This window comes from Bacillus cereus group sp. MS39, from assembly GCF_040448665.1.
Lineage (GTDB): Bacteria > Bacillota > Bacilli > Bacillales > Bacillaceae_G > Bacillus_A > Bacillus_A wiedmannii.
Genome location: NZ_CP123058.1, coordinates 2,205,109 through 2,218,754, shown reverse-complemented (window position 1 = coordinate 2,218,754; position 13,646 = coordinate 2,205,109). Strand labels below are relative to the sequence as shown.

Below are 13,646 nucleotides of genomic sequence, written 5' to 3'. Positions count from 1 at the left end.
TCCCTTCCAATTAATACTCCCCATCTCCTTTTTCCACAAAAAAAGACACAGAGATTTCTCCCCATGCCTACTAATTCCTACTTCTTCACCGCATGCACATAATGCACCGTCTCAAAAGCTTTTAAATAATCGTTTCGTCCTTCAAAATATAATGTATGAATATCCTTTGGTGCTAAGTGCTCATAAATGAGTAAGCCCGCCTTATCTAATAGTGCTTCCATTTCGGTATAAGAAAAACATGATTTCATCGGTTCTCCGCCTACTGCAGCCATTTTTACCATATTTTCAACTCGATTGGACAATCCTTTTTCTGTAAATAAGTTTTCATCTGGATAATCGAATACGATAGAGCTCCCCTCTGGAATCATCTCGAATAAGTATTCTATTAAACTAGAAAGCTCTTCTTTCGTTAAATAGTACGTAACACCTAATAGGCTAAAGAAAGTCTTTTTATTTTCAAACCCTTCATTTACTAATGTTTGCTTCGAGAAATCTTTAGTGAAATCCATCGAAACAAAATGAAGATTGCTTGGCATTTCATACTCTGCTTCTTTCACTCTTTGTATTTTAAACGCTTGCGTAGAAGGATGATCCACTTCAAATATTTCTATTTTATTTTCTAATTCTCGGTGTCTAAAACTAAATGTGTCTAAGCCCGCACCGATTATGACGTATTGTTTTGCTCCTAATGTAATCTCATGTAGTAATACTCTTTCACAATATGCCGCGCGTGCCAAAGGTGTTGGTGATAATTGAACTTGTGTAATCCATTTTAATATTTCTTGTGGATTGTCTTGAAACTTCTGTGCAATGTCTGTATTGAAAAACTGTATTCCTTGAACCATATTCGTTTCAATATCGTTACGTTCTTTTTGTGGAATGAAATCTTTAGCTACATAATCATCAAAGATTTTAGGACGATCAAATTCACTATGATACGCCCTTCCGAAAGCTGATACTAGCGACGTTACACTCGCTTCACCTTTTTTCACACACATACACTCCTTCATTTTCACAACAAAAATAGGGTTCCCCTGGCCAGGAGAACCCTATTATACACTTTATTTTTATATTGGTAAATTATAGCATAAATAAGTTTTTTTGTCAAGTTTTCAGCCTGCTAGCACGCCAACAATTTGAATATTCTCTAACAGGAAAATTGTCGATTCACACCGAATACCCAAATTATAACAATACATATGGAGGCCAATATGAAAAGATTAGTGATCATTACCGTAGGAAAAACACACAGCGGAAAAACTACATTTGCTAAAGAACTAGAAAAAAAGTTACCCCACTCTTTCGTTATGGATCAAGATAACCAAGCTGAATTCATTAACACGCATTATGAAAAATTACAGCCGGACGAAGGCCCAAATACATTTAAGCACGGTCTTTCGAAATTCATTGTTGATTATGCAAAAGAATATACAAATCTACACCTTATTATTTGCAACTCCAATCGCAGTAAAAACGGAAGATTATATTTACTAAACGAATTATTTCCACAAAATAAATATGTACGCATACTCGTTCATTTTGACATTCCTGATGAAGTACTTTACGAAAGAATAGCTCGAAGCACGCGAAGTACCAATATTTTTAGAGGTGGTTATTCTAGTTTTAAAGAAGTACTCGATCGACAACAGGCTGAATCGCAACATGAAGATGTGGTGGATCCGATAGAAAACGAGGCTAATTATTTGTTTGTCATTCGTAATAGTAAGGATGTAAACTCTACTATAGAAGAAATTATTCATCTAGCTAAAGATTTGCCCCCTACTCCAAAATAAAAGAATTTAAAAATTACATAATCATAGATTATTATGCAAATCCTTCCTCTAACCACTTAACATGGTATATAATGATAAGATAATCTACTTCTATATGCTCAATTTTACACAAAACAGCTCATGCATATGAAAGAAAAGAGGTATAAAAATATGAAAACAAAACAAACAATCGCTGCGTCTACACTAGCTTTAGCAATGATTGCTGGCGCAAACTCTGCTCATGCGGAAGTAACTGATGCTACTCCTCAGCAAAGTACGGGAGATCGATTAGCTGAAATTAAGCAACATAGACAAGAGTTAGATGCGAAATTGCAGCAACACAAAGAAAACGTGGATCAAACATTGAATGAACTTAACAAGGTTAAGGAAAATGTTGATACGAAGGTTAATGAACTACATGAGCGTAAACAAGTTGCTGATGAAAAAATTAACGAAATGAAACAACGTAAACAAGAGTTAGATGCAAAACTTCAGCAAGACAAGCAAATCGCCGAAGATAAAATCGCTGAAATTAAAGAGCATAAAAAACAAGTAGAAGATAAAGTTGCTGAAGTGAAAGAACATAAGCAAAATATCGATAATAAGGTTAATGAGATTAAAGAACATAAACAAACTGTCGATGAAAAAGTGAATGAAATTAAACAACATAAAGAAAATATCGATCAAAAGGTTAATGAACTTAAGGAAGTTAAAAAACAGGTAGATGAAAAATTAGCTGAGGTAAAGAAAGCAAAACAAACTGCTGAGGACAAACTTGCTGAGCTAAAAGAAAACAAGCCGAATACTGGAAACACGTTAGAGGAACTTAAGAAAATTAAAGGCAATTTAGATAGTCTTTCCGCTAACTTAGAACTAGCTAAACAAGATGTAAAAAACAAACTAGCTGAATTACAAAAAGCTAGAGAAGATTTACTAAATAAAATTAACGAAATGAAACAAGCGAAACAAACTGTTTCAGACGATTTAACAAAGAAAAAACAAGACTTAGATATTAAAATCAACGACTTTAAACATACTGAGAAAAAAATTGATGACAAATTAGCTGAGGTACATACTACGAAGCAAAATGTAGATAACAAAATTAATGAAGTATCTCAAGCGAAACAAACTGAAACAAAGACTGGTACTACAAACACAAACAATAATGCTAGAGAACTCCCTAACGCTGGTAGTGAGCAATCAAACAATATGGCTTTAGGTATGTTATCTGTCTTAGGCGGCGTTTTATTAGTAACACGAAATAAAATTAAAGCGTTATTCTCAAAATAAGGCCCTTATAACTATATTTTATAAAAAGGACAACCGCACATTTATGTGCGATTGTCCTTTTTCTTTATATTAACTTCCCATCTCTAAGCGTCAATATACGATCACATACATCAAGCATTCTTTCATCATGCGTAATCATAATTGCTGCTTTTTGACTTTCTTTCACTTCACGTTTCATCATTTCTACAACTTCACGTGCGCGTTTTGAGTCTAAGCTTGCCGTTGGTTCATCCGCTAATATTAAATCTGGGTTGTTCATGAACGCGCGAGCGATTGCTACCCTTTGTTTTTCTCCACCAGATAGTTGATTTGGATAATGATTTTTTCTTTCTCCTAATCCAAATGCTGCTAATAAGTGATCCGCGCGCTTTTCAGATTCTTGTTTGTTTTCTTTTTTCAGCTTAGCAATGTAAAGTAATTGTTCTTTTACATTTAAATATGGAACAAGATTTGCGAATTGGAAAATGAAACCGATTTTTTTCAAACGAATGTCTGTCATTTCCTTTTCTGATAACTTCGTAATATTTTGCTCACGAATGTAAATATCCCCTTTTGATGGTGATAATAAAGCACCCGCGATTGATAATAATGTACTTTTCCCTGATCCCGAAGGACCGACGATTCCGATAAACTCTCCAGCTTTCACATCAAGCGACATCGGATGAAGGGCTGTTACTTCCGTATTCCCTTCTCCGTACACTTTACTTACTTTGTCTAATTTTAATAATGAAGTCATTACATCCCGCCTCCAATTGCTTCTAATGCATCAACTTTTAATACTTGATATAACGAAATCAGTGTTCCTAAAATACTAATGACGATAAAGATTGCTGCATATTGTGCAATCATCGGTGTTGTTAATAAGAACGGCATACCTGCTGGTAAAATTTGTTCTAATCCTTGTACAAGAACAATGCTGATTACCATCGCCACAACTGATAAGAATAACGCCTGTACGACTAAGCTATTTGCTAAATAAGAGTTCTTTGTACCGATTGCTTTTAATACACCTAATTGCTGTGTTTTTTGCAGTGTAATGACGTAGAAGAATACACCGATTAGTAACGCAGCGATAACAAGTAAGAACGCAATAATCATCGTTAATGTTCCTTGCTCTTCTTTAAATCCTGGAATACTTTGTAATACTTCTTTTTTGTCGATAACATGTGCATTTTTAATGTCTTTATCTGTATTCAGCGCAATTGCACTATAATCTTTTTGGTTTGGTTGTGAAATAGCACCCCATACGTCTTCATTTACATAAACGACTGGTGTATGGCTAAACATTTGATCTTTCGTAAATCCAACGATTTTAAATTCTTTCTTTGAAACAGGATCGATAATTGTATCTCCAATATCGATTCCTTTTTCTTTAATTGATTCATCAGCAACCATTTCGTTGTTTGCTGTACCTAATTTCTCACCTTTTACAATTTTCGGTTCTAAAAATGAATCGCGTTCACTTGAGAAAATAGCAACATCCACTTTTTTCGAACTGTCTTTCTTTTCATACGTTGAAACTTTCACACGAAACGGAACGGCCTCTTTCTCGCCTACTTGATTTACTACGTTATTTACATCATCTTGCTTAATTTGTGAACGAAGTAATTTATTTTCCGCATCATCTGCTAAGACGAACTTATTTGCCTCCATATTTTGAATCGATGAAGCATTATCATATGATAATCCATTTGCTAATCCTGAAATAACAAGAACTAAAAATGATAATAACACCATAATCAGTCCGATTAATCCGTATCTTAATTTTGATTGTTTTAATTCACGCAGAGCTAAAAACATTTCGCTCGCTCCTTCCTCTTTCTTTCTATGCACTCATCATAAAAAAGAAATATGAACGGAATATGAACAGAAGATTACAGAGGATAAGATTAAATTTTCAGAAAGTATTGAAAATAATTTGAATCCTTGATACAATTCAGTCAAATAATATTGACCGAGTAATTTTATTTGAGGAGTTGATCATTTTGAAGCCCATGTTAACACTAACTACTTATAGCCAACTAAAAGCAATAAGCGATCCACTACGTGTCGAAATGATGATGCGTCTATGCGAACGACCTTATACAGGACAACTACTATCTGAAAAATTCGGCATTTCAAGGGCTAAAATTCATTATCATTTAAAAGAATTAGAGAAGAATGGTTTTATAGAAATTGTTTATACAGAAGAAAAGAATGGCATCGTTCAAAAGTTTTATCAATCTGTCGCTAGAGGTTTTACCCCTGCTGCTGAACTATTACCTCATTTAGAAATATTAAGTGAATCAGGTCGCCAAATCTTTTTACAAATGACAGAAAGAACGAAAAGCCATATTCTCGCTGCACCAGAAGAAGCTTTTACATTACGAAAAGTAAGCGAAGATCCCGCTGAGTGGAATTACGTTTCGTCTTGCTGGGAGTTTGATGCAACGCCAGAACAATTTCAAGTATGGGTGAAAAAGTTTCATGAATTAATGGCTGAATTAAATGAGATTGCAAAAGACGCAGATAAAGATCCAAATAGTAAATCTTATTACATTTCTACTACTGCACTACAAATCGATGAACGAGCGATGCAGCGCTTTGTGAAAAAAGAAGAAAAATCGTAATACGATTTTTTTTACACTAACGGTCAAATTTATTCTACCGAATAATTTTTTTATAAAGGAGTAGATTAAATGGACATATTAAAAAACCGGAATTTCCTCTTATTATTTTTAGGGAGAATTTTTACAAACATAGGAGATAGCTTGTATTATGTAGCCGCGATGTGGCTCGTATACAAGCTGAGTGGTAATCCTTTTTATTCTGGATTAGCTGGTTTTCTTACGTTATTACCTTCTACACTTCAATTTCTTACCGGTCCATTCGTTGATAGATGGTCAATCAAAAACACCCTCGTCATCACACAAGTTCTGCAATGCATTCTTATTTTAATCATTCCTATTACACACTACTTCGATCTATTAACAGTTCAACTACTACTGATTATTATGCCCATCGTAGCCTTTATCGAACAATTCGCCTATCCCGCACAATCAAAAGCTTTACCACTTCTACTGCATAAAACACAATTATTAAAAGGAAATTCACTCTTTTCATTTGCGTATCAAGGCATTGATTTAATTTGCACGACGCTTTCTGGCATATTAGTAGCACTACTTGGCGCTATCACTTTATACGTAATCGACTCTTTTACATTCGCAATTACTGCCCTTTTGTTCTTTTCATTGAAAATGCCAAAGCAAGTAGAAACCAATACATCACTTTCAACTAAACAATATTTCTCTGATTTAAAAGAAGGTTTTTCGATCGTCTTCCGTTCATTAATAGGCGTATTCTTAATCGGTTCAGTAGTCGCTAATTTTTCAATTGGTATGACGATGGCGATACTCCCTTCTTTCGCTGATTCTTTAGGAGGCGTGAAATCATATGGCTTCTTCTTAGCCGCTATATCAGCCGGCAGTTTAATTGGAGCATTATTCAGTTCATGGGTTGGTAAACGCAATGTTGGCCACGTCTCTATTATTGGCTTTGCGACTGGCGCTATCTTTTGGTTTCTCTCTACCATTGTACCGTTTCAATGGCTATCTATTTTCTTATTCGGCCTAGCTTGGATTCCAATTGGTGCGACCAACATATTATTCGCGACAATTAGTCAAATTGTAATCCCAAATCAATATATCGGACGCATCAATACAGTCATAGGAAGTATGGGCAAAATTGCTATGCCGTTCGGTTCCTTAATTGGCGGATACACCGCAAATGTATTTAGTAGCCAACTCATTTTCGCACTCGCTAGCATCGGTATTTTCTTTATTTCTCTCGTATGGCTGCTTCATCCAAAATTACGAGCATTGCCGAAAGCTGATGAAATTACAGCGGATACTTTTGGGGTTCGGTTTAAAGTAGAGCGCGGGAAAGGTACGGCTTTATAGCAGGAACAAATTTAACCCCGTTCTAAATTGGGGACGGGGTTATAATTATTTAATTTTGAATGAAAAATCCTTCACTAAAAATATAACAATAGCACCAACTAAAACGTTCAATTATCGATTTGATGGCCAAGACCCCTGCATTTTCCTTAATTGAATAATTTGGCCTGTATGATAAGCATCATGAAGCATGATGTCTAGTAATTTCCCCTCTAATGAATTTTGTTCCAGCTCTTTTTCGGAAATTGCACTTAATACCTGCCTTAAATTACGCTGAGCATTTTCAGAACGTTCAACGACTTCCTTCCATTCTGTGTCATCATTAGATTGCTTAGTAAGATAAAAAGTGTCATTACCGTCAAGATTATGTGTCCATTCATGGCCTTCCAATTTTGCAGCAAGCCTCTCTTTGTAATAAATGAGATGATTAACGTTCTCCCAAATGGTATTCGTTGCCTCACCAGATGGTTTCCACATAGCCTGTTCGGCTGTAAGTCCTTCTATAGCATGTTTAAACGGTGCATACCAACTCTCTTTATCGAATGTTGAATCTAGTACGTTTAATAACAAGTCAATTCGTTTCAAAGTAATTTCCTCCCTAAATAGTTAAAGTCTCAATGAAATCCTTATAACTCTGTAGAGATTCTACATGTTTAAATAAACTTCCTCCTGAGCTCACTCCACAAACTCGTCCGATTATGTAATGAAAATGACTCACATTTTTTCACTTTACACGTATACTAGAAACCAAAAAAAAGAGGCCCTTCCGAAGCAGCCTCTTCCATCTATTTCGGAAGCTCAACCTGAACGGTCGTCCCTTCCCCTTTCGTACTATACACTGAAACATTTCCATTATGCAGTTCCACAATCTTCTGCACAATCGATAATCCTAAACCACTACCTTCTACGTTTCTTGCTCTTGCTGTATCTACTTTGTAAAAACGTTCAAAAATACGATCCATTTCTTCTTGCTCCATACCGATTCCGTTATCTGATATAGAGATCATCACACTTGATTCTAATTCTTCTACAACAAATTCAATCGTTCCAGCATCATTTGAAAACTTAATGCTATTCGTAAAAATATTGCTCCATACTTGATGAAGTAAGTTTTCATCACCTTGTATTGTAATGTCCGGCACATCAAATTCCACAGCGATATCTTTTTCCCGCCATTTCCATTCGAGCATAAAAATGACGTCTTTAATTTGCTTCTGCAAATTGAATTCTTTTATTTGTAATACTTTCTCTTCTTTATCTAAAGAAGCGAGCGTAAGTAACTGTTTACATAAACTAGACATTCGCTTACTTTCACCCTCAATAATTCGTAAGTAATGATTTCTTTCTTCTTCACTCATCTTTTCTGATTGCAATGTTTTCGAAAAACCTTGTATAGAAGAAAGTGGCGATTGAAATTCATGCGAGACGTTCGAAACAAATTCTTGTCTCATTTCATCTAATTCTTTTATACTCTTCGTCATCTTCTGGAAGCTTGTAGATAACGTACCAATTTCATCTTTTCGTTTTACATCTAATTCAATTTCATATTTACCACTCGCAATTTTTTGCGTAGCCTTCGTAAATTTACGAATGGGACGAACGATGTAACCTGCTGCAATCGCAATAAAGATAATACTTAATAGTACGATAAATCCAAGTAATACCGCTAAGAAAATTCGCATCTCGCCAAATTGGTTCTGAATGTCGGGACGAATAAATAAAGCGTACTGCTTATCACCGTGTTGCACTGGTACACCGACACTATTTATTAATTCATTATCGAAAAATCCTGTAATAAATAAGCGCGTTGGATATGTGGAAACACCATTAAACGTTTCCCCTTGTAATACTTTATGAACTGTATCGTCGCTAATAGACGTCTTACGAAACGCATTTCCGATACGCTTTCCATTCTTTTGATCATCGACAATATAAATTTCATATCCTAATTTCGCAATAGAATGTAAATACGTCTCTTTATTTTCTTCACTTTGCTTTTCATATAACGATTTAACTTCCTCAGCGTACTTTAAAATCTTTTCACTGTTATACGGTTTTAACTTCACTTGATAGTACACATTTGTTAATAAAAAACCGATAATACTACTAAGAAGCATAATCCCAACCGTCATAAATACAAATCTAGAGTATAGTGATTTCATTTTATTTCAACTCCAACTTATAACCGAGTCCGCGCACCGTTGTAATGTGAAAATCGTCTGTTCGTTTTGAGAAACGATCTCGTAGTCTCTTCACATGAACATCAACTGTTCGTTCATCTCCTTCAAAATCCATTCCCCATACTAATTCAATTAATTCTTCTCTTGAAAATGTTCTTCCAGGATAACTAGCAAGTTGTGATAATAACTCAAATTCCTTTAACGGAAGTAAAATCGTTTGACCGTTACACTTCACTTCAACACCTTTACGATCAATTGTCGTTCCGTGAAGTGTAATAATGTCAGCACTCAGCATTTGATAACGACGCAATAGTGCTTTCATACGGAAAATGACTTCAGCTGGTTCAAATGGCTTTACAATATAATCGTCCGTACCAGAAATGAATCCTTTTTCTTTATCGACTAACTGATCCTTTGCTGTTAATAAAATAACAGGGATATCATGATACTTACGAATTTCTTCACATAACGTATAGCCATCAACGAACGGCATCATAATGTCTACTATCGCAAGATGAATGTTTTCCTTCTCTAATACTTCTTGCGCTACCTTCCCATCTTCCGCTTCAAAAACTTTAAACCCCTCTTTTTGTAAATGGTAATGTAGTAACTCTCTAATATGCTTATCATCATCAGCTAATAAAATATGTATCATCTTCATTAAACCCTCTCTCGTTCATCCTTCTACATCCTTACCTTAAGAAACAATTGGATTTTTTGCAAGAAAAAGAAAAACAAACCAACATTTTAAGATAAATAAAAAGAATCTATTTTGAAAAAAGATTATTCAAAATAGATTCTTACGTTTTAGTATTAAGATTATTTTAATGAAAAGTAATTTCTATGCTTTAGAAATATCAACGAATCCTTCTCCAAATACGTCACGAACATCGTGTATAGCGATGAACGCAGCCGGATCTGTAGTTTGAACAATCCGTTTTAGCTTCACTACTTCTTGCTTATTAATAACAACATAAAGAATTTCCTTCGGAGTTTTCGTGTAATAGCCATGACCTGAGTACACAGTAACCCCTCTGCCCATTAAGGTAGTTACCTTCCCGGCAATTTCATTCGGGTTATCAGAAATAATCGTAATGGCTTTCTTCGGATTTAAACCTTCAATTACAAACTCCATCACTTTCGTTGCTACATATAGCATAATAATTGTTATCATCAGTTTTTCTGCACCAATGATGAAATAAGATGAAAACGCAACAATTAAATCGAAGAACAGTAAACCATAGCTAATGCTCCATCCTAAATATTTATGCGTCATCCTTGCTAAGATAGTAGTACCTGCTGTTGTTCCGCCAACGCGAATAATAAGACCAATCCCGCATCCGATAAATATTCCACCGAAAATGGCATTTACGAGCATTTCATCAGAAGCAATCGTCCATCCTTCTGTTAAATGAAGAAATAGCGAGTTCGTAACTACAGCGATGATCGTATAAATTGTTGTGATCTTATTCAAAAATTTATAACCAGCTATTAACAATATCGCATTTAAAATTAAGTTAACTAAGCCTGGTGACCACTCAAATAAATAGTACGTAATAATCGTGATACCTGTTACCCCGCCCTCACCAAACTCGTTCGGAATAACAAACAAATTGACACCTAACGCAAAAAGAAATGCACCGATAATAATAAAAATAATGTCTGTCGTTCTTTTTTTCATACAGTACCTCACTTCTTATGTAAATATTTATTCTGTCATAAACTCTCACTATTATATCGTGGAATATTCAAATCGAACAGTGGTTTATTTTTATTTTAATATAGGATGATAAAACAACTTTATCCTATATCCACATGTAATTTAAAAAGTAAAACAACTGTATTTATTATGTACCACAAGTAAAGTTTTGATTTCACATGCAGTTGATGCTAAAAAAATGAATATGAACACTCACTCGCACAAACTTCGAATACAAAGCAAACAGGCGAAGCTATAGAATAGACTTCGCATCAAACATTTGATCCCAGAGATTTATATTCATACATTCCAGAAATAAATTTACTTATCTTTCTCCATATATTCTTTAATCTTTCGTTCTTCCCACTCTTTTCCGAATATCCCAACTGGAAAAGTTGTCAAACCATGTATAACGATACCGATCCCCCAACCTCCAAGTGGATATAAAAACCATAATTTACTTGAATCAGAGCTTATATTTATGAAAAAAAGCATTAAGTTAACTAGTATATACACCGTTAAATGAATATAAAACGCTTTTAAATTCTCCACCCTTTTTTTAGCTCGTAAATAATTCTCATCTCGCTCCATATATAAACACCTCTTTCATTATTGTATTTTTTAAATTCGCTCCGATTTAAACATCATATTCAAATCGGAAATCCCTTATTCTCAATAAAATACAAAACAAAAAAGTACCCATCAAATAATCATACACATGATCATTTGATGGATACTGCATGATACATTTGTTATTTACAGAAGTCTAATTAAGACCAAATCCAAACATCATCATTATTTTCAGCGTTGCTCTTTACCTCATGAACCTTTTCAATGTTGTCCGTTGTGTTCCAGTTAATAGAACTTCCGCCCCATCCTACATACTTCATATCAATTTTTACTTTCTCACCTGTATGAAATACTTGTCCCTTCGTTAAGAAAACATCAATAATATCTTTTTTCCCGTTTAGTGATGGATACTCAACTACAACATATGTAGTAGCACCATCTCCCTCATCTTCCATCGTTCCTATTTTTGATACTTCACCAATTACATAATCAGGAGAACCGTCTTCTTTCATATGCATGCCCAACTTGTTTGTTGTATTTTCAACTGCAGTTGCAACCATATATTCTGTAAAATTACGCATCATAGATCCAGTAGCTTTAACCTCATCCCCTACTTTCACATTTGAAAGGGTATCTATATACACACTTACAGGCTCCTCATATTGCTTAGATTTTACAACAATTACACCGTTATCTACTTCTATTACTCGTCCTTCTAACGTCGAGAAATTCGACTCAATAGAAGCCGCACTCGCTTTTGTTACTTCTAGTCCTGGTAAATTTGTTCCTGATAATGCTGCGATCCCTAAAGCACCTGCTAAAATTAATTTTTTCATACCCATTATGAAACATCTCCATTCATGATGATTTTATTTTTGATTGGATACGACCAACCTGTAACTATTATAGTTACAGGTTATACGAAATAGCAACCATCTTTCTTATGCAATGTTGCATACTGTACTTTTTAAATATACAGCAAGAGGGCTTTAATTTAATTCAAAGCTAAAATAACCTTATGACCACGGTATAAAGAAATTAAGAACTACTTTCGGTCCTAAGGTTAACGAATAGCTTTATAAAAACTCAATCAAAATCTATTCAACGAATTGAAAAATGAACCATGTCGAATTTTATTTTCATAAAATTCAAATTTCAAGGAGGTTTTACAAAATATTACACAGAATTATTCGTATATCGTAATATAATTGGTAATTTTTTACGATTCATTTCATTTTATCTACCATGTTTAGACAAAATGAAAAAACATAACAAAAGGAGAGATATAGATTGAAAAGAAAAATTAGTACAGCTGTTGTAGGTTTATCGGTATTTAGCTTCGGTCTTTTTGGTGTAAATATTGGGGATGGCGGCGTTGTAAAAGCTGAGCACGGTGAAACTTTTGCTCCGAAATTAGAAAGCCATGGGGACCACGGTGGCGCTCCTTCTTATGATCATGGCAGACCTCCTATTTCATCATACAATAAAGGGGACACTTGGGCTCCTTCTTATACAAATACTCATGGAGAAGGAATGGCTCCTAAACAAGAGAGTCACGCTGACTTCTTTGCTCCTAAGCTTGAGGGACATGGTGATTTCCCTGCTCCTAAACTAGAGACACATGCTGATTTAAGCTCGAAATTAGATTCACATGGCGACACTTGGGCCCCTTCTTATAATAGAGGCGACGGTGGCGCTCCTTCTTATACAAATACTCATGGAGAAGGAATGGCTCCTAAACAAGAGAGTCACGCTGACTTCTTTGCTCCTACGTTAGAAGCGCATGGTAATACTGGCGCTCCTGCTTTAAATGTTGGTGATACGCCGACTCCGAAACTTGAGAGCCATGCTGATACTCCTGCTCCGAAACTTGAAGGACATGGCGATTTTCCTGCTCCAAAATTAGATGCTCATGGGGATACTCCTGCTCCGAAGCTTGAAGGGCACGAACATTTCCCTACTCCTAAACAAGAAGCTCACGGTGAGACTATTTAACACAAAAATCCTAGCTACTGTAGCTAGGATTTTTACCTTCTTACCCTATTCACACCTCATGCCTACTTTCTCAACTTTTATTTTAGCATTGTGTATGTGACATCATTGTATTAAGATTCTATAGTCAATTGTGTCCTTTTCTTCATAAAAACACAAGGATTGACAGGTTTTACAAGCTTTGAAAATTCAGAATATTGTTTATCAA

14 protein-coding genes are annotated in these 13,646 nt (G+C 35.0%); 5 read left to right on the top strand and 9 right to left on the bottom strand.

Annotated features, from left to right (window positions below):
• Window positions 1-77: 77 nt before the first annotated feature.
• Window positions 78-998 (bottom strand): class I SAM-dependent methyltransferase, encoded by a 921-nt coding sequence (locus QEP67_RS11690; protein WP_081113548.1) that lies wholly within the window; start codon window positions 996-998, stop codon window positions 78-80.
• Between the two features lie 201 nt (window positions 999-1,199).
• On the opposite strand from QEP67_RS11690, the gene QEP67_RS11685 reads away from it, so the two are divergent.
• On the top strand, window positions 1,200-1,793 hold the full coding sequence (locus tag QEP67_RS11685) for an ATP-binding protein (RefSeq protein ID WP_170771119.1): 594 nt from the start codon (window positions 1,200-1,202) through the stop codon (window positions 1,791-1,793).
• Window positions 1,794-1,943: 150 nt separating this feature from the next.
• Window positions 1,944-3,062, top strand: coding sequence for an LPXTG cell wall anchor domain-containing protein (locus QEP67_RS11680; protein ID WP_151035474.1), 1,119 nt, complete (start codon window positions 1,944-1,946; stop codon window positions 3,060-3,062).
• Window positions 3,063-3,126: 64 nt separating this feature from the next.
• On the opposite strand, the gene QEP67_RS11675 is transcribed toward QEP67_RS11680, so the two are convergent.
• On the bottom strand, window positions 3,127-3,798 hold the full coding sequence (locus tag QEP67_RS11675) for an ABC transporter ATP-binding protein (protein ID WP_000202604.1): 672 nt from the start codon (window positions 3,796-3,798) through the stop codon (window positions 3,127-3,129).
• On the bottom strand, window positions 3,798-4,862 hold the full coding sequence (locus QEP67_RS11670; protein ID WP_016087195.1) for an ABC transporter permease: 1,065 nt from the start codon (window positions 4,860-4,862) through the stop codon (window positions 3,798-3,800). The genes QEP67_RS11675 and QEP67_RS11670 overlap by 1 nt, the downstream gene beginning before the upstream one ends.
• A 185-nt stretch (window positions 4,863-5,047) precedes the next feature.
• On the opposite strand from QEP67_RS11670, the gene QEP67_RS11665 reads away from it, so the two are divergent.
• The gene (locus tag QEP67_RS11665) at window positions 5,048-5,671 is read left to right on the top strand and encodes a winged helix-turn-helix domain-containing protein (protein ID WP_000803873.1); all 624 of its coding nucleotides are present in this window, start codon (window positions 5,048-5,050) and stop codon (window positions 5,669-5,671) included.
• A 69-nt stretch (window positions 5,672-5,740) separates the two neighbouring features.
• Complete coding sequence (locus tag QEP67_RS11660; RefSeq protein ID WP_048566078.1) at window positions 5,741-7,000, top strand: MFS transporter; 1,260 nt, start codon at window positions 5,741-5,743, stop codon at window positions 6,998-7,000.
• A gap of 111 nt (window positions 7,001-7,111) precedes the next feature.
• On the opposite strand, the gene QEP67_RS11655 is transcribed toward QEP67_RS11660, so the two are convergent.
• The 6 genes from QEP67_RS11655 to QEP67_RS11630 all read right to left on the bottom strand — a co-directional run bounded on the left by QEP67_RS11655 (window position 7,112) and on the right by QEP67_RS11630 (window position 12,288).
• The gene (locus tag QEP67_RS11655) at window positions 7,112-7,582 is read right to left on the bottom strand and encodes a DinB family protein (RefSeq protein WP_000821003.1); all 471 of its coding nucleotides are present in this window, start codon (window positions 7,580-7,582) and stop codon (window positions 7,112-7,114) included.
• Window positions 7,583-7,782: 200 nt separating this feature from the next.
• Window positions 7,783-9,159 (bottom strand): HAMP domain-containing sensor histidine kinase, encoded by a 1,377-nt coding sequence (locus QEP67_RS11650; protein WP_000839488.1) that lies wholly within the window; start codon window positions 9,157-9,159, stop codon window positions 7,783-7,785.
• 1 nt (window position 9,160) lies between these two features.
• Complete coding sequence (locus QEP67_RS11645; RefSeq protein WP_000781965.1) at window positions 9,161-9,838, bottom strand: response regulator; 678 nt, start codon at window positions 9,836-9,838, stop codon at window positions 9,161-9,163.
• A 180-nt stretch (window positions 9,839-10,018) separates the two neighbouring features.
• Window positions 10,019-10,858 carry a YitT family protein gene (locus tag QEP67_RS11640; protein WP_000747488.1) on the bottom strand — a complete coding sequence of 280 codons (840 nt, stop codon included), beginning with the start codon at window positions 10,856-10,858 and terminating at the stop codon, window positions 10,019-10,021.
• Between the two features lie 339 nt (window positions 10,859-11,197).
• Window positions 11,198-11,467, bottom strand: a complete 270-nt coding sequence (locus QEP67_RS11635) for a 2TM domain-containing protein (protein ID WP_000438995.1) — start codon at window positions 11,465-11,467, stop codon at window positions 11,198-11,200.
• A gap of 179 nt (window positions 11,468-11,646) precedes the next feature.
• A complete protein-coding gene (locus tag QEP67_RS11630) occupies window positions 11,647-12,288 on the bottom strand; it encodes a F0F1 ATP synthase subunit alpha (RefSeq protein WP_000525521.1) in 642 nt (213 codons plus the stop codon).
• A 448-nt stretch (window positions 12,289-12,736) separates the two neighbouring features.
• Between QEP67_RS11630 and QEP67_RS11625 the strand changes: the two genes are divergently transcribed.
• Complete coding sequence (locus tag QEP67_RS11625) at window positions 12,737-13,441, top strand: hypothetical protein (protein ID WP_074650849.1); 705 nt, start codon at window positions 12,737-12,739, stop codon at window positions 13,439-13,441.
• The last annotated feature ends 205 nt before the right edge of the window (window positions 13,442-13,646 follow it).

Bases quoted from the DNA above. Each gene is read 5' to 3' on its own strand.
- QEP67_RS11675 (WP_000202604.1), bottom strand. From the start codon at position 3,798: ATGACTTCATTATTAAAATTAGACAAAGTAAGTAAAGTGTACGGAGAA.
- QEP67_RS11680 (WP_151035474.1), top strand. From the start codon at position 1,944: ATGAAAACAAAACAAACAATCGCTGCGTCTACACTAGCTTTAGCAATG.
- QEP67_RS11690 (WP_081113548.1), bottom strand. From the start codon at position 998: ATGTGTGTGAAAAAAGGTGAAGCGAGTGTAACGTCGCTAGTATCAGCT.
- QEP67_RS11650 (WP_000839488.1), bottom strand. From the start codon at position 9,159: ATGAAATCACTATACTCTAGATTTGTATTTATGACGGTTGGGATTATG.
- QEP67_RS11645 (WP_000781965.1), bottom strand. From the start codon at position 9,838: ATGAAGATGATACATATTTTATTAGCTGATGATGATAAGCATATTAGA.
- QEP67_RS11635 (WP_000438995.1), bottom strand. From the start codon at position 11,467: ATGGAGCGAGATGAGAATTATTTACGAGCTAAAAAAAGGGTGGAGAAT.
- QEP67_RS11640 (WP_000747488.1), bottom strand. From the start codon at position 10,858: ATGAAAAAAAGAACGACAGACATTATTTTTATTATTATCGGTGCATTT.
- QEP67_RS11685 (WP_170771119.1), top strand. From the start codon at position 1,200: ATGGAGGCCAATATGAAAAGATTAGTGATCATTACCGTAGGAAAAACA.
- QEP67_RS11660 (WP_048566078.1), top strand. From the start codon at position 5,741: ATGGACATATTAAAAAACCGGAATTTCCTCTTATTATTTTTAGGGAGA.
- QEP67_RS11630 (WP_000525521.1), bottom strand. From the start codon at position 12,288: ATGGGTATGAAAAAATTAATTTTAGCAGGTGCTTTAGGGATCGCAGCA.
- QEP67_RS11670 (WP_016087195.1), bottom strand. From the start codon at position 4,862: ATGTTTTTAGCTCTGCGTGAATTAAAACAATCAAAATTAAGATACGGA.